General features: G+C 39.9%; 16 protein-coding genes. 13 read left to right on the forward strand and 3 right to left on the reverse strand.

Annotated elements, in window-relative coordinates:
* Positions 1-46: 46 nt before the first annotated feature.
* From HXT46_RS02890 to HXT46_RS02900, 3 genes are all read right to left on the reverse strand, one after another.
* Positions 47-853 (reverse strand): fructosamine kinase family protein, encoded by an 807-nt coding sequence (locus tag HXT46_RS02890; RefSeq protein WP_421786282.1) that lies wholly within the window; start codon positions 851-853, stop codon positions 47-49.
* A gap of 89 nt (positions 854-942) precedes the next feature.
* Positions 943-1,386: a DUF2871 domain-containing protein gene (locus HXT46_RS02895; RefSeq protein ID WP_004111798.1), complete on the reverse strand. Its 444-nt coding sequence runs from the start codon at positions 1,384-1,386 to the stop codon at positions 943-945.
* A 74-nt stretch (positions 1,387-1,460) separates the two neighbouring features.
* A complete protein-coding gene (locus HXT46_RS02900; RefSeq protein ID WP_192382243.1) occupies positions 1,461-1,901 on the reverse strand; it encodes a hypothetical protein in 441 nt (146 codons plus the stop codon).
* A 205-nt stretch (positions 1,902-2,106) separates the two neighbouring features.
* On the opposite strand from HXT46_RS02900, the gene leuS reads away from it, so the two are divergent.
* The 13 genes from leuS to HXT46_RS02965 all read left to right on the forward strand — a co-directional run bounded on the left by leuS (position 2,107) and on the right by HXT46_RS02965 (position 20,536).
* Positions 2,107-5,091, forward strand: coding sequence for a leucine--tRNA ligase (leuS, locus tag HXT46_RS02905; RefSeq protein WP_103013147.1), 2,985 nt, complete (start codon positions 2,107-2,109; stop codon positions 5,089-5,091).
* Between the two features lie 150 nt (positions 5,092-5,241).
* On the forward strand, positions 5,242-6,033 hold the full coding sequence (locus tag HXT46_RS02910) for a ComEA family DNA-binding protein (RefSeq protein ID WP_004117231.1): 792 nt from the start codon (positions 5,242-5,244) through the stop codon (positions 6,031-6,033).
* Between the two features lie 26 nt (positions 6,034-6,059).
* Positions 6,060-7,883: a ComEC/Rec2 family competence protein gene (locus tag HXT46_RS02915; RefSeq protein WP_246979131.1), complete on the forward strand. Its 1,824-nt coding sequence runs from the start codon at positions 6,060-6,062 to the stop codon at positions 7,881-7,883.
* A 126-nt stretch (positions 7,884-8,009) separates the two neighbouring features.
* A complete protein-coding gene (holA, locus tag HXT46_RS02920) occupies positions 8,010-8,981 on the forward strand; it encodes a DNA polymerase III subunit delta (RefSeq protein WP_004111788.1) in 972 nt (323 codons plus the stop codon).
* 70 nt (positions 8,982-9,051) lie between these two features.
* Positions 9,052-9,615, forward strand: a complete 564-nt coding sequence (gene tsaE, locus HXT46_RS02925) for a tRNA (adenosine(37)-N6)-threonylcarbamoyltransferase complex ATPase subunit type 1 TsaE (protein WP_004115217.1) — start codon at positions 9,052-9,054, stop codon at positions 9,613-9,615.
* Between the two features lie 38 nt (positions 9,616-9,653).
* Positions 9,654-10,448 carry a tRNA (adenosine(37)-N6)-threonylcarbamoyltransferase complex dimerization subunit type 1 TsaB gene (tsaB, locus tag HXT46_RS02930; RefSeq protein WP_020759511.1) on the forward strand — a complete coding sequence of 265 codons (795 nt, stop codon included), beginning with the start codon at positions 9,654-9,656 and terminating at the stop codon, positions 10,446-10,448.
* A gap of 20 nt (positions 10,449-10,468) precedes the next feature.
* Positions 10,469-11,077 carry a ribosomal protein S18-alanine N-acetyltransferase gene (gene rimI / locus HXT46_RS02935; RefSeq protein ID WP_004111784.1) on the forward strand — a complete coding sequence of 203 codons (609 nt, stop codon included), beginning with the start codon at positions 10,469-10,471 and terminating at the stop codon, positions 11,075-11,077.
* The gene (gene tsaD / locus HXT46_RS02940; protein WP_014554613.1) at positions 11,070-12,134 is read left to right on the forward strand and encodes a tRNA (adenosine(37)-N6)-threonylcarbamoyltransferase complex transferase subunit TsaD; all 1,065 of its coding nucleotides are present in this window, start codon (positions 11,070-11,072) and stop codon (positions 12,132-12,134) included. Before rimI ends, tsaD begins: the two co-directional genes overlap by 8 nt.
* Before the next feature lie 36 nt (positions 12,135-12,170).
* Entirely contained in the window at positions 12,171-13,271 is a 1,101-nt protein-coding gene (locus HXT46_RS02945; protein ID WP_075038641.1) for a tRNA (adenine-N1)-methyltransferase, read from the forward strand.
* 21 nt (positions 13,272-13,292) lie between these two features.
* A complete protein-coding gene (locus HXT46_RS02950; RefSeq protein WP_004117220.1) occupies positions 13,293-13,850 on the forward strand; it encodes a SixA phosphatase family protein in 558 nt (185 codons plus the stop codon).
* Between the two features lie 176 nt (positions 13,851-14,026).
* Positions 14,027-16,363, forward strand: coding sequence for a 5-methyltetrahydropteroyltriglutamate--homocysteine S-methyltransferase (gene metE / locus HXT46_RS02955; RefSeq protein WP_014554611.1), 2,337 nt, complete (start codon positions 14,027-14,029; stop codon positions 16,361-16,363).
* Positions 16,360-17,214 carry a methylenetetrahydrofolate reductase [NAD(P)H] gene (gene metF / locus HXT46_RS02960; RefSeq protein ID WP_004111779.1) on the forward strand — a complete coding sequence of 285 codons (855 nt, stop codon included), beginning with the start codon at positions 16,360-16,362 and terminating at the stop codon, positions 17,212-17,214. The genes metE and metF overlap by 4 nt, the downstream gene beginning before the upstream one ends.
* 49 nt (positions 17,215-17,263) lie before the next feature.
* Positions 17,264-20,536 carry a bifunctional [glutamine synthetase] adenylyltransferase/[glutamine synthetase]-adenylyl-L-tyrosine phosphorylase gene (locus HXT46_RS02965; RefSeq protein ID WP_421786326.1) on the forward strand — a complete coding sequence of 1,091 codons (3,273 nt, stop codon included), beginning with the start codon at positions 17,264-17,266 and terminating at the stop codon, positions 20,534-20,536.
* The last annotated feature ends 71 nt before the right edge of the window (positions 20,537-20,607 follow it).

Here is a 20,607-nt window from a genome sequence, read left to right on the forward strand (position 1 = left end):
TGTGCTTACTTTTATATTAGTTTCTATTAAATTATCTAATGCAAATTTAGCGATTAAGCAAATCCAAGCACATATCTCGGTATTCGCTAACGTAGCCTCCACCAAAGAAGACACAATGTCCAGCAATAGGGTAGAGCTGCCAAATTGTCATGCGATTTTCAAAACCAGATTTTAATGGATGAACAGATTGATAGCCATCTAAAATCTGCTTAAAATAGCTAATCCCAAACAGTTGCAGCATTGCTAAGTCTTCCTCACGATGGCCGACGTGAGCTGCAGGATCAATTAAAACAGCTTCTGTGTGTTCGCCATCTTCGCTTTTAGTCCAAAGCACATTTCCACTCCACAAGTCTCCATGGACTCGCGCTGGTTTATCTTCAGATGCTTTTCCCAGCAAATCTGGCATAGCATCAATAACTTTATTTGTAAGATCTAAATCGTTTTTTGTAAGGCTTCCTCTAGAAATACCAAGATTTACCATTGGTAAAAGTCTGCCTTCTGCCAAATAGTCAATAACATTACTCCAAGTGCCACAATCCATTTTTACAGGGTCGCTTAATGGTCCAAAATAGCATGTGCCATCATAATCTGCAGGTGGCTCCCCAAAATATTTCGCACCGAAATCGTGCATATGCGCCAAAGATGCTCCAAATTCAAACGATGCTAAAGGAGTAGGGCTTGTAGTTTCAATGCGTTCAATGTTTAAGTAGTCTTTTCCCCAATCAAAAACTTTAGCTACTTTAGGCCCGCCATAGTCGTAAGCTTCTCGAAGCCAATTAAGGCCACGACCTTCGCATTCAAAGAATCGTTCTGGTGCGTATGATCTACTCTTTTTATACACGTTATTACTCATAGCAACCTTCTTAATGTAGTAGCATATGCGGCTTATAGTTACACACTTAATAAATATTTTATGAATAAACTAAATTATTCCTATCATCACTATTCTAATGAAGTATTAGCACAATGAGCGATGCTGCGTTTAATTTGCAATAAGATTAGTACAATACTTACGCCAAGTAGGATGTGTCCGATACCTGCTAAACCAGTTATGGAAAAATCTATAGATGGACTGAGATGTAGACGCATTACTTGTGCAATTCCACGAGTAATCATCATTACTGCTGTTAGGTTGAGTCCAATATGATAAGTTATTAAGATTCTCGTAGTTTTTTCGTTACTAAAACTGAAGTTTTTCTCAAATAGTATGAGTAACAGAAAAACAACCATTCCAAGCATAAAGTAGTGTGTGTGAACTATAGCAAGCACAGTCTTTTCATGGAAAGCATTAAATTTTGTAAATTCGCGATAAAAGACGCCGCCAATCATGGCGAAGACAGCATACAACAAAGACGTATTAATATAACGTTTCATAACATGGTTCATAGTAACTTCCTTACGTAGAGTGATAGTCAAATATTTCTTAGTAATGTTGATGTTGTTACAAGTGTTTGTAAGCGCTATTGCATAGTATGAGTGTTTTTGTAACGCGGACATGCAGTTTTAGCAAAATGATACCCAAAAAGCAATCCTGCTAGAGTAAGAGCAGAACCTAATCCCGTATAAAATACGGCTATAAATTGTTCTGGAGCTATATTTGTTGCACGAAGAACAATTCCAAAAGTCATCATAAAAGCCATGATTATAAAAGATTTAACGTCAAAGAATTTAAGGAAAAATTGCTTGTTTTCTTTGTATGCGTTAATCCTAGCAGTATGTTTTTTAACAAGTTTTCCGAAAATAAACACTTGGAATATTGCAAAAACAGCTAAAGATAAAGCGAAATTAATAGGAGATAAAAAGTTTGAGTAAGCAATAATACCAATCCTAAGAATGTTGAATCCGGCAAAACACCATACAATGCATGCGATTAATAAAAGTATGTTCTTTGATACCTTCATAACTAACCTCGTTAAATCACATTATTCTTAATAAAATCTTATGTTGAACGTTTAAAACAATTGTAGTAATGATTTTCATGAAAAACGCTAAATAAGAGTATTTTGTGAATTGTGCATTAAAACTTTCAAAAAACACAATAAAATATGGATAAAAGTTGTAAAAAGTGTTGCAAATTGACGATATGAGTCGCTATAGTGCTTGTTTATGGAAGACAACGATCAACAGTATTCAACAGCTGACAATAAAGCTACTATTGCTGAGCCAGCTTTTCGTTACAATGCGCAGCTCGCACAAGATATTGAGCAGCGCTGGCAAAAGACTTGGGACGAGCAAGGCACGTTCTGGGCTGCTAATGTTAAGGGCGATTTGAAGGATGGCGAAGGCAGATTGGCTTGTGGCCGTCCTTCTTTCTTTGCAATGGACATGTTCCCTTATCCTTCTGGAAAGGGCTTACATGTTGGACATCCTCTTGGATATTTGGCAACGGATGTTGTGAGCCGATATCACCGTATGAAGGGTGAGAATGTTCTTCACGCGATGGGCTACGACGCTTTTGGACTTCCTGCAGAACAATATGCTGTTCAAACAGGTCAGCATCCTCGCATTACTACTGAGGCAAATATTGCAAATATGCGCAGGCAGTTGCATCGCATGGGATTGAGCTTTGACGATCGTAGATCTTTTGCAACTATTGATACAAACTACGTTCGTTGGACTCAATGGATTTTCTCGAAGCTTTATGACGCTTGGTATGACCCTGATTTTGTACGCAAAGATGGCGGTAAAGGTTCTGCTCGACCAATTGCTGAGTTAGTTGATGAGTTTAAGAGCGCAAAGCGCGAAATTCCTGGTTTTGCTGACAAAAAGTGGGAAGAGCTCAATAAAGTAGAGCAAGCGGATGTGTTGAATGACTTCCGCATTGCTTACATTTCTAAGTCTCCTGTAAATTGGTGTCCAGGATTGGGAACTGTGCTTGCAAACGAGGAAGTTACTGCAGAAGGTAAATCTGAGCGCGGAAACTTCCCAGTATTCCAGCGCAATCTTCGTCAGTGGTCCATGCGAATTACAGCTTATGCTCATCGCTTGGTTGAAGATTTGGATACTATTGATTGGCCAGAAAAAGTTAAGCTTATGCAGCGAAACTGGATTGGCGAATCTCACGGTGCTTCCGTGCATTTTGAAGTTGAATGTGCAGATGGTGAAATGCGCGATTTGGAAGTATACACTACTCGTCCAGATACGCTTTTTGGTACAACTTTTGCTGTTGTTTCTGTAGATCACCCGATTCTTGAGCACGTTCCAGAAGCGTGGGAAGCTAGCGTTCTAGAAAGCTGGAAGGGTGGCTACGCAAGCCTTAAGGAAGGATTGGCAGAGTATCAGGCTCAAGCTCGCGCTAAAACCGCTAAAGATCGTACGGAAGACGCTGGTGCAAAAACTGGTTTGTTTACTGGTCTTTACGCAATTAATCCTGTAACTGGAGCAAAACTTCCGCTGTTTGTTGCAGATTATGTGCTTATGGGTTATGGAACGGGCGCAATTATGGCAGTTCCTGGCGGTGACCAGCGCGATTATGATTTTGCTAAAGCTTTCGGCTTGTCTGTAATTTACACTGTTAAGCCTTTGCCTGATTCTGTCGAAAAGCTAGAAGATTATGATGGCAAAGCTCCGTTTGTTTCTCACGATGGAATTGTTATTAACTCTTCTGTGGAGCATACTTATAAGCTCGGTGACGCTTTGTCTATTAACGGTTTGCGCGTAGATGAAGCTATTAAAAAAGTGACGACTTGGCTTGAAGCAGCAGGCGTAGGCGTTGGTAAGGTTTCTTACAGACTTCGCGATTGGCTGTTCTCTAGGCAGCGCTACTGGGGTGAGCCATTCCCAATCGTTTATGATGAGGATGGTGTTGCTCACCTTGTGCCGGATAGTGAGCTTCCAATTGCATTGCCAGACGTTCCAGATTATCAGCCAAAAACTTACGCTCCAGACGACGCAAATTCTGAGCCTGAAGCACCTTTGAGCCGAAACGAGGATTGGGTTAAAGTTCAGCTTGATCTTGGTGACGGTGTAAAAACCTACTATCGCGACACCAACACTATGCCAAACTGGGCTGGTTCATGCTGGTATTACATGCGTTACTTGGATCCAAACGACGCTGAGCATATGGTTGACAGCGACGAATACGACTATTGGATGGGTACGAATCGACCAGGCAAGGAACATGTTTCTGGAGGCGTTGACCTTTATGTTGGAGGCGTAGAGCATGCAGTTTTGCACTTGCTTTACTCGCGCTTCTGGCATAAGGCGCTTTACGACTTGGGTTACGTTGATTCTGCTGAGCCTTTCCATCGCTTGTTTAACCAGGGTATGATTCAGGCTTACGCTTACACGGATGAGCGCGGGCAGTACGTGCCAGCTGATGAGGTTGAGGAAGGCGCTAATAACGGCGCTGGTGAGCCAACATTTACTTGGCACGGCGAAACCGTGAATCGCGAGTTTGGAAAGATGGGTAAGAGCCTAAAGAATATTGTGACTCCAGACTACATGTACGAAAACTACGGTGCAGACACGTTCCGTTTGTATGAAATGAGCATGGGTCCACTTTCTGAGTCTCGCCCATGGAATACGCGTAACGTTGTTGGAGGCATGCGATTCTTGCAACGCTTGTGGCGTAACGTTGTAAACGAAGAAACTGGCGCTTGCGTAGTAACAGAAGATGCTTTGGACGAAAAGACGCTAAAGCTTCTTAACAACACGATTGCAGAAGTAACTGTAGAAATGGAAGCAATGCGTCCAAACACTGCGATTGCTAAGCTGATTGTGTTGAATAATCACTTAACGTCTCTGCCTCACGTGCCTCGCGCAGCAGTTGAGCCGCTTGTTCTTATGCTTTCTCCAATTGCACCGCATATTTGTGAAGAAATGTGGAGCAAGCTTGGACATACTAAGTCGATTGCTCACGCAGATTGGCCAGTTGAAGATTCCCGCTACGTTGGTGCGGATACTGTTACAGCTGTTGTGCAAATCAAGGGCAAGGTTCGCGCAAAGCTTGAAGTTGACCCGAATATTGATGCTAGTGAGCTTGAAAAGCTTGCTTTAGAGGCCGTAGCTGATCGCTTGGGTGGAAAGAAGCCGCGCAAGGTAATCGTGAAAGCACCAAAGATTGTGTCTATTGTGCCAGATGAAAGCTGAAACTCAATGTTTTCTAGGCAAAATAGCCTTTAACCACATTGGTTAATTTTACTTGAAAGATGCTTATCTTCATTTAATAGTGGAGGTAAGCATCTTTTTTTTTATTTAACAATCAAAAATAAATAGTCTGAAACGAAGGAGGTGGTTAAAATGAACAAAAACAATAGTAACGTTCTAGAAAGATTGGCAGCTATTGATGCTTTAAATAATAATTATGAAAATTCAAATTATTTGCAAAATACTTTGAATGATGATTCTAAAAATCGCATATTGGCACAAGAGAAAAACAATTCTATAGATTATCAGCTTGCTGATTTTTGCATAAGCTCAAAAGATTCTGCTTCAAATATTGATAATCTTAATAAACGAAATAATTTTGAAACAAGAAATCTCGTTAGATTACGAATAAAACCAGTACATGCTTTGTCTATTATGCTAATTCTCGTAGTATTCTTAGCATCAAGTTTAACCATGCTCATATGTCAATCTAGAACTTATAACAAGATTTATTCTTATCAAGCACAGAGAGAATCTAAAGTTAAATCTTTAAGTAAAAAATTTGAATCAAATAATAAAGATGATGATGAATATAGCAATGATTCTAAAGAGGATTCTAAAAAAGACTTACATACAAATGAGACTAAAGATTTAACTGTTAAAAATAAAAATGAAGATTTTAGTGATAGCACGCACAAAATTAATGAAAATGATATAAGCAAAAATAATAGTGTCAACAAAGATAAAAGCGGTTGCATAAATATAAACACAGCAGGGTTGGAAGAATTACAAACTCTAAAAAGTATAGGGCCAAAAATGGCTCAAAGAATATTAGATATGCGTAAAAAGTTGCGTGTTTTTAAGCGGGTTGAAGATCTTATGCAAGTTAAAGGAATTGGGCAAAAGACTTTTTTAAAACTTAAATCAGCAATCTGCATTAAGTAAATTTATGTGATTTTTAAGGTTGGAAAATGAAAGAATTATATTGGGATCTTGAAAATGGAAACAAAGATTTTAGGCTTGTTCCTATTGCGTTTAGCGTATGGTTTGGTTGCTTATTCGCTCGATTTATAGTTGATTCACAACAAGATTTTTTCTGTATGATAATCGCAATATTATCATTTGCTCTTTTGTGCTTTTATACTATTTTTTCAATGGGAAATTGCATTTTTACGTGCCGCTTAAAGAATACAACTGATTACAAAAGTCGCATAAAATCAAAGTTTTATGAGTTAATTAAAAAATTAAAAATAATAGGATACAAGCATGCTTTTTTAACAAGTTTTTGTACGTTTCTAGCAGCTTTTATAATGTGTTCAATTATTCTAAACATAGAACATATGGACCCTGTTTTTAATGCTATTAAAGATCTAAAGCAAAGTGATACAGAATATAAATTTAATAGAAAAAACGATGTTCAATCCATCAGATTGCTTATGGATATAACGTCTCCTCCAAGAGTATCGCAATCCTTTAAGGGGGATTGCGTATTAAACGTGAATGTAAAACAGATTGAAATTATGGATAAAGAAAAAGTTATTAGTAGGAGTAAAAGCTTTGTGTCTGCCAAACTTTACGCTTTTAATCCAGATTGCAAAATAATGAACTACGGATACAAGATAAGTAGTTTTGGAAAAATTTCGATTTCAAAATTTGACTCTCATGCGATAGAAATTCAAGTTCCTAAAGCAAACAAAACAGATAAAACGAAATTATATAAAGTAGAAGTTATTGAAAAAGCTAATCTTTTTAAGAGATTACTAAATACATTGTGGAAAGAATTTTACAATGTGACTAGTTCTTTAGATGAACAGGGTCAAATGCTTGTTCCTGGTCTTACTGTAGGACTTTTGGGACAAGAGCATTTAAGTGATGTAGAAGATTTACGAAAAGTTAGTATCGATAGCACTTATGCGAATACTATGAAACAAAGATTCAAAATAGCTGGAATAATGCACCTTATGGCGGTTTCTGGAGGACATTTTTTGCTTTTATCTTGCGTTATTCGTAAGACATGTGCTTTTTTGCTTTTGCCAAGAGTAGTGAGCGCAATATTTGAAGCTTGTGGTCATATTCTTTTATCGTGTATTGTGTATCCGTCGGCATCTGTTCTTAGAGCGCTTATAATGGGTTTAATTTCTGCCGGGGCATTAATGTTTTCTAGACAATACCAGTCTGCTAGTGCTTTAAGTATAACTGTTATAAGTGTTCTTTTTATTTGTCCAAAATATGCATGGGATTATTCGTTTGCTCTTTCTGTTTGCGCAACTTTTGGAATAATTGTTTGTGGAATGTCTTTAAGAAGAATCTTTTTAAGATATATGCCGTCTAGTCTTGCAAGCGCATTAAGCATAACGTTGTGTGCACAGTGTTTTACGCTTCCTGTACAAATATTAATGCAACCGCAAGTATCTTTTATATCTGTTATAGCGAATTTAATTGTTGCACCTTTTGTTGATTTTGCAACAATATTTGGTCTGCTTTCGCTTATATGCGCTAATTGGAGTTATTCTATTTCTCTGATTTTTGCCACAATTTCATCTTTTGGAACAAACATTATGGCAAATTGCGCATGGTATTTGGGAGATTTACAAATTGGAACAATACCTTGGGTTAATGGATCTTTAGGTGCGTGGCTAATCGCGTGCGCTGAATTCGCTATCTTTTTATTAGTACTTATCATAAATAAATATTTTAGAAAAAGTGAATCATATAATAGTTTAAGGATATTTTTACAAGTTAAGTCAAATCGTTTTAAGCAGCTTATAAATGATTCAACAAAACTTTTTGAATGATTAAGTGTTTTAAGTTTTATATAGTTTGTACAATTAATAGGCGTGCAAAATTAAGCGGATTAAATAAAAACAAGGATATTCGCGTTAGTTAAATCGTGAGAATATAAATATTCTTAAGGAGTACGTATGCAAGCGTTAAAAAAATTTGCGCCATTTACAGTTGTAGTTGGCGGTGATGCGTATTTAAATGATCTAAACGCGCGCGACTTAAAAACTCGCATATTAGGCTCCTACCCAGATGCAGATGTTATAAATTTAGACGCATTAAATGCCGATAAATATGCTTTTATAACTGCTACAGGACCATCACTTTTTTCTAGCGGAACAATTGTTGTTATTAATAATCTTGAACAAGCTAATGAAGATTTAGTTGAAGCGATAATAGAGTTTTGTACTAGAGAATCTAAATCTAATAACAATGATTGCTGGGTTATTGCGCGCCACGAAGGAGGTGTTAAAGGAAAGTCAATTGTTACAAAACTTGAAAAAGCTGGAGCAAGTAAAATAACTGTACCAGATCTTAAAAAAGATGATGCAAGATTGAATTTTGTGCTAAGTCTTTTTGAAAGGCAAAATCGTAGTATAGAGCCTGCAGCAGCTGGACGCATAACAGAAGTCTTAGGCGGGAAAACCGACCAGTTGGCGGCTCTTTGTTCTCAATTGTGCTTTGATTTTGAAGATAACCCAATCACACTAAAAATAGTTGACCAATATTTAATATCGGATCCGCAAGTAACTGGATTTTTTGTAGCAGATAAAGCTGCAGAAGGTAACTATGCTCAAGCTATTCTTGCATCAAGAAGAGCGATTTTACAAGGCGTTGATGCTATAGCATTGATTGGGGCTTTGGCTGCAAAAATGCGAATAATTACAAAGGCTATAGCTGTTAAAAACGGGGAAATTTCTAATGCTCAAGCAAAAGTTAACCCTTGGGCGTTAAAAATGGCTATGAGGGATTTAGGTGGATGGAATGATGATGGGATTCGTAAGTGTTTTAAATGTTTAGCGTGGGCAGATGAGCAATGCAAAGGCGGAACAAGTGATGCTGATTACGCTTTAGAAAAATGCATTAGCATGATTGCTTGTCGTGGGCGTTAATGTGAAAATTTTAAAAGCATAAAGTGTTAAAACATAGAGCGTTAAAAGTCTAATATGAAAGTGTGTAATTTTGGAAAATCATAATATCAAAAAGCTAGTAATTCCAACTGATTCGTGTATGCGAGATCTTGGAAAAACTATTGCAAAAATAGTGCATGAGACAGATGTTATTTTGCTTTCTGGTCCACTTGGTGCTGGAAAAACAACGTTCGCGCAAGGTTTTGGACAGGGCTTGGGAATAAAAGATCCGATAGTTTCCCCGACTTTTACTATTGCTAGAGAGCTAAAAGGCACATTTTCTGATGGAAAAGTTGCGAATCTTATTCATGTAGATGCTTATAGGCTTGGTGGAAAAGATTATGCTCCAGGGCAAGACACTGTTTCTAGGCTTTTAGATGAGCTTGAATCTTTAGGTTTAGATGAAGCATTGGAAGAACCAGGAGAGGGAACTGTTGTGCTTATGGAGTGGGGAGAACAGATGGCTGGTGTTCTTGCTGATGTTCGTCTTGAAATTCATATTGATAGACCGATTGATAAAGAAAAGTCAAATGAGTTTACAAGTGAAGGCAAGCGCGTTGTAACGCTTGTTCCAGTCGGAGGAGACTGGTGCGATCGCTTAAAAATTCTTGATTAAGAGTAAGCTAAATTGGTTGGTTAATTTAAGGAACAAAAATGAGCAATACGCTGATTATAGATACGTCATATGGTTCAACAGTTGGAGTTGTAGGTTATAAGCCAATAGTGGAAACGGATTCGCGTACACATGTTGAAAAGTTGCAAGTAAACATTGATTTTGCAGTAAAAAATGCTGATCTAGAGCTTAATCAAATAGACGAGATTGTAGTTGGAGTAGGCCCTGCTCCTTTTACAGGTTTAAGAGCTGGGTTGGTTGCAGCTAAGGCGATTGCTTTTGCGAATAACGCAAAGATTCTAGGATGCAACAGTTTGCTTCCACAAAGTTTAATGATTCGTTCTGGCGCTTTTGAAGAATCGCTTAAAGATGGCGTTATCTCTAATAGTGAAATAGTCGAAAATAATGAATCTTGCGTAGCTAAACACACGTATGTTCTTTCGTTAAATGACGCTAGAAGACGCCAAGTTTATATGAGTTTATATGACGATAGTGGTTGTGCAGTAATAGAAATGGACATTGATTATCCTGCAAATATTGTTGAAAGAGTAAATCAATATTTTGAATCAAATAATATTTGCGATTATTGCGTTTGCGTTGCAGGCCATGGTGCTAAAAAATACGCTGAAGATTGGAAGAAAATCGGGAATATATGCTTAATTACAGAGGCGAGTGCTCTTGATTTAGGCGTAAAAGGATTAGAGATATTTAAGCTGTGCGCAAGTCAAAAAGACGTTATTGAACCGCTTTATTTAAGAAGACCAGACGTATCTGTTCCAAACCCGTTGAAGCACGTTTTGGGATCTGGCGCTGCTACAAAAGTGGCGGAAAAATAGGATTCAAGCGAAGTACACATATGATTGTAGACATAACTCGCTCAAAATATCCAGCTTGTGCATCAAATAGTCAAAGCTGCGCAATAGAGAAAATTGATTATGCAAAATATGAAGCAATAGTTTCTCAAATTGCAAAAATCGAAGCAGACTTGTTTGGACCAGGATGCTGGAACAAGAACATGATTTTGCAAGAGTTACAAGCACCAATGCGCGCGTATTATGCAGATGTTGATCTAAACACAAATACGGTAGCTGGGTATGCGGGATTTTGGTTTGATGGCGACGACGCTCAAATAATGACAATAGGTGTTGCAAAAGAATATCAAAAGCGAGGAATTGCAAGCAATCTTCTAAAAACTATGATTGAAAATGCAAAATCAATAGGCGCAAAACGAATGCTTTTAGAAGTTAGGGTAAATAACAATCCAGCGCTAAAACTGTATGAAAAATTCGGTTTTACAAAAATGGGATTAAGAAAAAGATACTATATGCCAGAAGGAATAGACGCATATACAATGTGCGCACAAATAGACGATTTAGAAGACTTAGAAAATTTAAAAAGCTCAAAAAGCTTAGAAGAATCTAGCGAAGCTTATAACAGCGCTAAAAGTGAGGATAATAATGAGTGAAACAATGAATAAAACAAGCGAGCCAATAGTTTTAGGCATTGAATCAACTTGCGATGAAACGGCAGCCGCAATCGTTAAAGGAAGAACATTAGTTTCTAACGTTGTAGCATCCTCAATGCAAGAACACGCACGCTACGGTGGTGTTATACCAGAAATCGCATCACGCGCGCATGCAGAAGCATTCGTGCCAGTGGTATCAAAAGCATTAGCAGATGCAAATATGGATTTAAGCGATATTGACGCTATAGCAGTAAGTGCAGGTCCGGGATTAGCAGGATGCTTAGCTGTTGGAGTTTCGGGAGCTAAAGCACTAGCAAGTGCAGCAAAAAAGCCGATTTATGGAATAAACCACGTTATTGGACACATTGCAGTAACACAATTGCAATTCGGCGATGTACCTAAAGACGTTCTAGCGCTTATAGTTTCGGGAGGTCACACTTCTCTTTTGCATGTTAATAACATTGCGCGCAGTATAGATGTTGTTGGAACAACATTAGACGATGCAGCTGGCGAGTGCTTTGATAAAGTAGCTAGATTGCTAGGATTCCCTTATCCAGGAGGTCCGCATATTGACAGGCACGGGCGCCTTGGGGATCCAAATACGTTGAAGGTTCCGCAAGGACTTACGCAAGGTCGTTCTGGCAAAGAGCATCCTTACGACTTTAGTTTTTCGGGTGTCAAAACAGCTGTTGCGCGTTGGGTGGAAGCTCGCCAAGCACAAGGCTTAGAAATACCAGTGGACGATGTTTGCGCATCTTTGGCAAACTCTGTTGCGGATGTTCTTTCTCGCAAAGCTATGATGGGCTCCGAGCAATACGGTTCAAAAACTTTGTTGATTGGTGGCGGATTCTCTGCAAACTCGCAACTTAGAGAACATCTTTTAGAGCAAGGCAAAGAGCATGGAATCGAAGTTCGTTTGCCAGAGCTTAAGCTTTGCACTGATAACGGAGCAATGGTGGCAATGCTTGGTGTGAATTTGGTGGAAGCAGGCGTTCGTCCGTCCGCTCCAGATTTTGCAATCGATTCAGCAATGCCACTTACAACCGTTAGCTTATAATAGTAAAAGTCGTTCTGAAGATAAGCGAGGTGTTTTGTGTACGAAAGCTATGCACGTAGAGGAGTTTTGCAAGTTGGTGAAAAAATCCAATTCACCGATAGAAAAGGCAAGCGAATCACAGCACAGCTTACTAAAGGCGGAGTTACACAAACCGAACACGGCATTATTTTGCACGACGATGTTATTGGCAAAACTCAAGGTGTTGTAGTAACAACAGTTAGCACAAAACGTGATTTTGAGCGTAGCAATAAGCAGCTTGACGCATCTAAAGAATCAAACAAGCCATGGATGGCAGCCCGCGCAATAGGCGGATGGGATTATGTAGTTATGCGTCCGCGATTGGCGGATTACGTTTTATCTATGCCAAGAGGCGCTCAAATCATGTATCCAAAAGATATTGCACAAGTGATTTCTTTAGGAGATATTCGCTCTGGAATGCGTGTTTTAGAGTCGGGAGCAGGATCTGGCGCGATGAGCTTAAGTCTTTTAGACGCTGTTGGTCAAAGTGGTGAGCTTACAACAATAGAGCTTAGACCTGATTTTGCTAGAATCGCGCAACTAAACGCAACAATTTACTATGGCGAAAAACCAGAATGGTGGAATCTTTTAACTGGAGATTTTGACTCAGTAGCAAAGTCTCTTCCAGAAGGCTATTTTGATCGCATTATGCTAGATATGCTTGACCCTTGGAACAGGCTTGAACAGGCTTATAGAGTTATTGCTCCAGGTGGAGTATTGGTTGCGTACGTAACAACTACAACGCAAATGTCTAGAATGGCACAAAGTTTGCGAGCTTCGGGAGTTTGGACAGAACCAGAGATTCAAGAAACTTTAGAAAGAGCTTGGAAAGCACAAGATTTAGCAGTTAGACCAGATCACGCAATGATAGGTCATACTGGTTTTCTGGTTATTTCGCGCGCAATGGCGCAAGGATTTAATGCGTTAAAAAAGCGCGATCGTGCTACAAAAGATACTGTTAGCGATATTGATGACTTAACTCCCGAAGAGCGCGCAGAACAGTTAGAAGACTTGTCTCTTAGAGATATATCCGATAGAAAGCTTAGAAAAGTCCTTAGAGATTTAGATTTGCAAATCGCACAATTACCTAACTCAAATCCAAAGCCTGATAAGGCTTAACTGAAGACTGAGGAGATTAAAATGGCGGCGTCAATCAAAAAAATCGTTAAAAAAGTAAAGCACGCAAAATATGTGCTGCTACTAATGCGCCACGCAAAAGCACAGCCGCCAACAATGGGAGACGATTGGGGAAGGGACCTTAGCGATAAAGGTTTAAAACAAGCAAAAATCATGGCAAAAGGTTTGCAATCTTTAAAGCTTGTTCCAGACTACATTATTTGTTCAAGTGCAAATCGCACCGAACAAACGATGCACAAAATGCTTAAAAAGTTCGGAGATTCTCCAATAGTAGCGTCAAGAAAAAGCTTATATGATGGCGGAATGCAGTCTGTAATGGATGAGCTTTGTGCGATTAGGAGCGATTCTAGAATAACAATGATTATTGGTCATGAGCCAACAATGTCGATGGCTGCGCAATGGCTTTCTTCTCCAGATTCAGATCCTGATATATTAGGAACAATGCGACTCGGATTAGCTAATGCTTCGATTATTGTTTTAGTATCCGACGTACCTTTTGCATCTTGCGGTTTGCGAGGAGCTAAAGCGTTGGGAATTATAACCCCAAAGGATTTTGAATAGTAAAATACGCATAAATTTGCATAAAATCCTTATAAAATTTGCATAAAATCCACACGAATCATCTGCATAAATCTGCATATAAGTTTAGGTTATAACGACACCCCCAAATAGCTAATGACCTCATTAAGCCAAATGTTTGCTAGGCTGAATCAGGTTATTAATTATTTGGAGGATATATGCATACTGTTCTTACGTCCGTACAGGGATTCCCACGAATCGGCGCAAATCGCGAGCTTAAAAAAGTTATTGAACGCTATTGGAAAAAAGACGCAACTCTAGAAGAAGTAAGACAAGTTGCAAAAGATTTGCGCAAAAAGCATTGGAAAATCCAAACAGAATCTGGAATAGAACTTATACCAAGTAATGATTTTAGCTATTACGATCAAATGCTAGACACAGCAATCCTGCTTGGTGCAGTGCCAGAACGGTACAAGAATCTAGAGTTTGAAAATGCAGAAGATACGCTTTTTGCAATCGCACGCGGATATCAAGGTGAACGCGGAGACGTAACAGCGCTTCCAATGAAAAAGTGGTTCACAACCAACTACCACTACATTGTTCCCGAAGTAGAAAATCCGCAAGATTTGCATTTAGCTGGCACAAAACCATTCGACGAGTTCAATGAAGCAAAAGCACTTGGAATTGAAACAAAACCAGTGTTGATTGGACCATACACCTTCTTAAAACTAGCGCGCACCCCGCAAGCACAAGAATTAGAAGCAAACAAAGAGACGATTGAAGCATTAGCAAACGCGTATTGCGATATTGTAAAACGATTTGCAAGTCTTGGAGCAAAATGGTTGCAATTCGACGAACCATACTTGTGCTTAGATAAAGAAGATGGAGATTTAAGGATTTTTAGCGACTTATATAATCCGATTCTTCAAAGCAGATTTGAAAGCGCGGATAATGCTGAAAACGTTAAAATTTTGCTTAACACTTATTTTGGCAATATTTTAGACTCGTACAAAACACTAAACGATTTGGCATTTGATGCAATTGGCTTAGATTTTGTAGAAGGCAAAGAAGAAAACCTTGAAGCTTTGCAAAAATATGGAGTAAACGAGAAAACAACTATTTTTGCAGGAGTTGTAAACGGCAGAAACATTTGGAAAAATGATTACGCGCAAAGCCTTGGCTTGCTAGATGCTTTGCAAAAAAACGTTACTAATCGCATAGCTGTTTCCACTGCATGCTCGCTTTTGCATGTTCCATTTAGTACGGATGGAGAAGAGCTTGGCGAAGACGTATTAAAGCATTTTGCGTTTGCTGTAGAAAAGCTGAAGGAAGTAAGCGAAATCGCTAAGCTTTGCGTTTTGAATGATGATGAGCTTAAAAACAGCGAGGAATTAGCGCAAAATCAGGCATTATTCGATGGGTCTAGAGTAAAAGTAGACGAAAATGTTAAAGCGCGAATCGCAAGCCTTAAGCCAGAAGATTTTGAGCGAAAGCCATCTCGCGCGGAGCGTCAAAAATTACAAAAAGAAGCATTAGGATTGTCTGATTTGCCTACAACAACTATCGGATCCTTCCCTCAAACAAAAGAAATAAGATCGATTCGAGCGCTTTATAGAAAAGGCGAAATTAGCAAAGAAGAATACAACGCGTTTATTGCCAAGCAAATAGACGAGTGCATAGAACACCAGGAGCGCATTGGCTTAGACGTTCTTGTACATGGCGAATTTGAGCGAAACGACATGGTTGAATACTTTGGCCAGCATTTGCACGGATTTAAGTTTACAAAAAACGCTTGGGTGCAGTCTTATGGAACTCGATGCGTAAAGCCTCCAATCGTTTGGAGCGACGTTTCTAGAGCGCAGCCAATCACAGTAGAGTGGAGTGCGTATGCTCAAAGCCGCACAAACCATGTTATGAAAGGCATGCTAACGGGGCCTGTTACGATTCTTAACTGGTCTTGGCCTCGCGAAGATATTACGCACGAAGAGCAAACTCAGCAGCTTGCTCTTGCTATTCGAGATGAAGTCTTGGACTTGGAGCGTGCTGGAATTCGCGTAATTCAAATCGATGAGGCAGCACTACGAGAAAAGCTTCCGCTTAGACGCTCGGATTGGCATAAGAAGTATTTGGACTGGGCGATTGCAGCTTTCCGTCTTGTGCACTCTGCCGTAGCTGCTACTACGCAAATCCACACTCATATGTGCTATTCGGAATTCAACGACATTATTCGAGACATTGATGCAATGGATGCGGACGTGATATCGTTTGAAGCTTCGCGCGGAGATCTAGTTGTTTTGGACGCTATTCATAACGCGAACTTTGAAACAGAAGCTGGCCCTGGTGTTTATGATATTCACTCTCCTCGCGTTCCTAGCGAAGATGAGATTGTTAACAGGATTCACGAGATTTTGCACAAAATGCCAGCAGACAAGCTGTGGATTAATCCAGATTGTGGCTTGAAAACTCGCGGAAATGCAGAAACTTGGGTTAGCTTGCAAAATCTTGTTTCGGCAGCTAAAAAAGTTAGAAGCGAATTGGGCGGTAGTCTAAAATGACGTACAAACCAAAGTTTTCGCTAGAGGTGTTTCCGCCTAAAAGAACATCTCCAATAGGTACGATTTACGACACTTTAGATGGCTTAAGGGGATTGGATCCAGATTTTATATCTGTAACTTATGGAACTGGAAAATCTTCGGATCGAACTGCTACTGCTAGAATCGCCAACACTATTCGATCGGAGTATGGCATTAAAACTGTTGCTCACTTAACAGCAAGATACTTGGATTATGACGATGTTGACGAAGCTTTAGATATGTTTGATAAGGCAGGCGTTAGTGGCGTTTTAGCTTTGCGCGGAGACGTTATTGAAAATCAGAATGCTGCTGGAGTATTTAATCACGCAAGCGATTTAGTATCATATATTCACTCAAAGCGCCCAGATTTGCCTATTTTGGGTGCATGCTACCCAGAAAAACATCCAGAAGCTGCTACTTTGCAAGAAGACATCGATAATCTAAAGCGAAAAGTTGATGCTGGAGTAACTCACTTGATTTCGCAACTTTTTTACAATAATGATGACTTTTTGCACTTTAGGGATTTAGCTAGAAAAGCTGGCATTAACGTTCCAATTGAAGCTGGAGTTATGCCTGTTGTAAACGCTAATCAAGTTAAGCGAATGACAAAAATGTGCTCTTCTAAAATAAGTGAGCCAGTTTTAGCAATGATTGAGCGATGGGGAAGTAACCCAGAAGTCTTGCAAGACGCTGGAAGCATATTTGCGTCTCAACAGATTAACGATTTAGTTGCGGAAGGCGTAGATGGAATACACTTGTACACAATGAATCGTCCTGGCGTTACCAGAAGCATTTGGTCAAACGTTAAGCCACTTTTTACTAAGATAGTGTAAATTTGTAGATTTGTGGTGCAGTGCAAGGATCATGTTGTACTGCACCACAATGTACAGTGGCGGTATGAGCAGTCAAAAAAGCAGTAATAGCGATTTAGATCATAATTTAGGCACTGATTTAAAACAGCATGCGGATTTTAATTTAAGTTTTGCTAAAGAAACTGACTTATCATACAGAACTCTAGTTAAAGCTGGATTTGCTCGTCCAGAATCTGCTCGTAAAACTATAGAAGATATTTGCAAAAATTGTGAGAATAACTCAATTAATGTGCTCAAAATCTTAGAAAGCATAAATAGGGTAGAAGATCCAGATCACGCAATTTTAGCGTTTAAAGATATATATCAATCTCAGAAAAAAACTGTTGAAAATATTGCGGAGAACTCGAATAATTCATTAATAACAAGCCCACTTGCGTCTTTAATGCAAGTTCTTGGAGCATCTAAATCATTTGCGATGCTAATGAGAACGCACACCGATTTAATAAACGCTGCAGCAAATGACCCAAATCACTTACTACACATGACTTTAGAAGAACGTGTTTCGGATTTACTCGAAGCTATTCAATCTTACAGTGCAACAGTAGTAAACGAAGACAATGTTGGCGCCAAGAATTGTAGCTCGTGCACTGTTCCAATAAGTTCTATGCCTTTTGCACAAGCTGTTTGTGCTCTTAGAGCGAGATATCGTCAGCATATTGCTGCGATTATGGCATATGATTTGGCGAGCGCAGACCCTGTAGAATTACAGCCAGACATAAGTCGTAAACTTTCGGATGCTGCGGATGCGGCTTTAGAGGCGGCGCTTGCGATTGCGCGCGGGCAAATTTCTGGATCTTGTTGCTGCAGGTTTGCAATAATAGCAATGGGAAAATTGGGAGCGCAAGAAATAAACTACGTTTCAGACATTGACTTAATATATGTAGTAGAACCAACTAATGGCGTTAAACAAGATGAAGCTTTGCGAGTTGGGTCTTCTATTGCACTTGTTTTGCAAAAAGTGTGTCAATCGGTTGTTATGGGTTGTGCGGAGCCACCATTATGGCAAATTGATACAGCGCTAAGACCAGAAGGCAAAGATGGACCTCTTGTTAGGAGATTGGAATCACATCACGAATACTACGAAAAGTGGGCAAGTAGCTGGGAGTTTCAAGCATTACTGAAGTCGAGACCAGCTGCAGGAGATGCGCAGCTAGGTAAAGATTATAGACAAATGGCAGATTCGCTTATTTGGAAAGCGTCTGGTAGAGAACACTTTGTTGCAGATTGCCAACATATGCGACAGCGAGTAGAGTCTTTGATCCCTGTGTCTCAGCGAGATTTAGACATGAAGCTTGGGCGCGGAGGATTGCGAGATGTTGAGTTTACAGTTCAAATGCTGCAACTTGTGCACGGAAGTGAAGATAAGTCTTTGCGAGTTAGAGATACTTTAGGCGCGCTTAATGCACTATCTGCTGGAGGATACGTTTCTAGGTCGCAAGCTGCAATTTTGGCAGAACACTACCGTTTTGAGCGTGTTCTTGAACATCGCCAGCAAATGTGGAGTATGCAACGCACTCATTTATTCCCAGATTTAGGTGCCCAAGGAAATGGTGGATTAGATCGCGCTAGAAGCATTAGTGCGGAAGAGCTTAACAATAACGAACAAATCAGGCGTCTTGCTAGATCTGTTAGACTTAAGCCAGAAGAGCTTGTTGCACGATTCGACAAAGCGCGCCGAGAAATTAGGCACTTGCATAAAGATATTTACTACCGTCCAATGCTGCCAATCAATGCGCAAACGGATGCGGATCCTATTGTGTTGTCTGCAGAAGCTGCTCGCGCTCGCTTTGCATCGATCGGTTTTGCTGATGCAAAAGCTGCACAAATGCATGTTGAAGCGCTTACTGATGGACTTTCACGCGCTGCTAAAATCCACAGAATTTTGCTCCCAGCAGTGTTGAAATGGCTTGGAGAAGGGCAAAATCCCGACATGGGTTTGCTTGCTTTTAGGCGACTTTCCGAGCGTTTTGGTGGAAAAAACACATATCTTGGATTTTTGCGTGATTCTCCTAGCGCAGCTCGCAGGCTTTGTCATGTTTTGTCTGATTCGCGTTATTTAGGCGATGCAATGATGAAGTCTATACAGTCAATAACTTGGCTTGGAGACGATTCGGCTCTTACACCTAGAGGCAGAGAAAGTCTAGATATGCAAACGCGAGCAATGGTTGCAAGATATTCAAGCAGTATTGCGGATTTTGCACAATTTTTGCGCGCTTTAAGAAGGCAAGAAATTGAGCGAGTAGCTCTTGCTTGGATGTGCGGGATTATCGACGATGATACTTCGATGCAAGCGATGAGTGATGTGTTTGATGCTGTACTTGATGCTGCCCTGCAATGGTCTATGAAAGATGCGTCTTTAAAAATGGGCTTAGATGAGAGCAAAGCTTCGATTGCCATTATTGCCCTAGGACGTTATGGCGGAAGGGAAGTTAACTTCTGCTCGGATGCGGATATGATGGTTGTTTATAAGCCGACGGCGAATGATGATGATTGCAAGATTGAATATGATTCCGTATCTGATCTTGCTCACCGTTTCGCGCAGACTACTGTAGACATATTGCGCAATATTCTGCAAGGTCCTCTTACTTTAGAACCAAAAATCATGGTCGATTTAGATTTGCGACCAGAAGGTAAAGATGGTCCGCTTGTGCGTTCTCTAGAATCGTGTGAGCATTATTACCAAAAGTGGGCTAGTACGTGGGAAAATCAAGCACTTTTGCGCGCGCGTTTTGCTGCAGGGTCGAAAGATTTGGCAGATGATCTGCTAAGCGGAGTAGTAAACGACTTGCGATATTCACCAGATGCTCTTAGCGAATCTCAATTGGCGGAAATTCGTAAGCTTAAAGCGCGTATGGAAGCAGAACGCTTACCAAGAGGAGTTAGTAGAGACAGACATTTGAAGCTTGGTCGCGGTGGTTTAAGCGATGTTGAGTGGACTGTTCAGCTTTTGCAATTGCAATATGCTGGGAAACACGAGTCTTTGCGCGTAGTTGGCACAATGCAAGCGTTGAGAGCGCTTAAAGAATTGAATTTGATTGAAGATGAAGACGCAAATGTGTTAGAAAAATGCTGGCATATGTGTTCTGCAGTGCGAAATGCGAACTTCTTGTGGTCTGGTTCCTTGGAGCGCGCGGATGTTATCCCAACAGACTCTTATTCTTTGGGTGGAATCGCCACTTATCTTGGGTACGATCCAAACCAGGGTCGCGTTTTTGAAAACGATTTAATGGCTGTTATGCGTCAATGCCGCGAAGTCATGTCTCGTATTTTCTACTGTCGCTAATATTTAGAAACATTTTTATTGTGTCGCTAAGTCTGACAAATCGTGTACAATCTACAAGGTCGCGTGTGGTC

Origin of the sequence: Gardnerella sp. DNF01204, from assembly GCF_049244145.1 — a bacterium.
GTDB lineage: Bacteria > Actinomycetota > Actinomycetes > Actinomycetales > Bifidobacteriaceae > Bifidobacterium > Bifidobacterium vaginale.

Coding starts and splice junctions, on each gene's coding strand:
- tsaB (WP_020759511.1), top strand. CDS start 9,654: ATGAGCAATACGCTGATTATAGATACGTCATATGGTTCAACAGTTGGA.
- tsaD (WP_014554613.1), top strand. CDS start 11,070: ATGAGTGAAACAATGAATAAAACAAGCGAGCCAATAGTTTTAGGCATT.
- HXT46_RS02965 (WP_421786326.1), top strand. CDS start 17,264: ATGTACAGTGGCGGTATGAGCAGTCAAAAAAGCAGTAATAGCGATTTA.
- rimI (WP_004111784.1), top strand. CDS start 10,469: ATGATTGTAGACATAACTCGCTCAAAATATCCAGCTTGTGCATCAAAT.
- HXT46_RS02895 (WP_004111798.1), bottom strand. CDS start 1,386: ATGAACCATGTTATGAAACGTTATATTAATACGTCTTTGTTGTATGCT.
- holA (WP_004111788.1), top strand. CDS start 8,010: ATGCAAGCGTTAAAAAAATTTGCGCCATTTACAGTTGTAGTTGGCGGT.
- metF (WP_004111779.1), top strand. CDS start 16,360: ATGACGTACAAACCAAAGTTTTCGCTAGAGGTGTTTCCGCCTAAAAGA.
- HXT46_RS02900 (WP_192382243.1), bottom strand. CDS start 1,901: ATGAAGGTATCAAAGAACATACTTTTATTAATCGCATGCATTGTATGG.
- metE (WP_014554611.1), top strand. CDS start 14,027: ATGCATACTGTTCTTACGTCCGTACAGGGATTCCCACGAATCGGCGCA.
- HXT46_RS02890 (WP_421786282.1), bottom strand. CDS start 853: ATGAGTAATAACGTGTATAAAAAGAGTAGATCATACGCACCAGAACGA.
- HXT46_RS02950 (WP_004117220.1), top strand. CDS start 13,293: ATGGCGGCGTCAATCAAAAAAATCGTTAAAAAAGTAAAGCACGCAAAA.
- HXT46_RS02910 (WP_004117231.1), top strand. CDS start 5,242: ATGAACAAAAACAATAGTAACGTTCTAGAAAGATTGGCAGCTATTGAT.
- leuS (WP_103013147.1), top strand. CDS start 2,107: ATGGAAGACAACGATCAACAGTATTCAACAGCTGACAATAAAGCTACT.
- HXT46_RS02915 (WP_246979131.1), top strand. CDS start 6,060: ATGAAAGAATTATATTGGGATCTTGAAAATGGAAACAAAGATTTTAGG.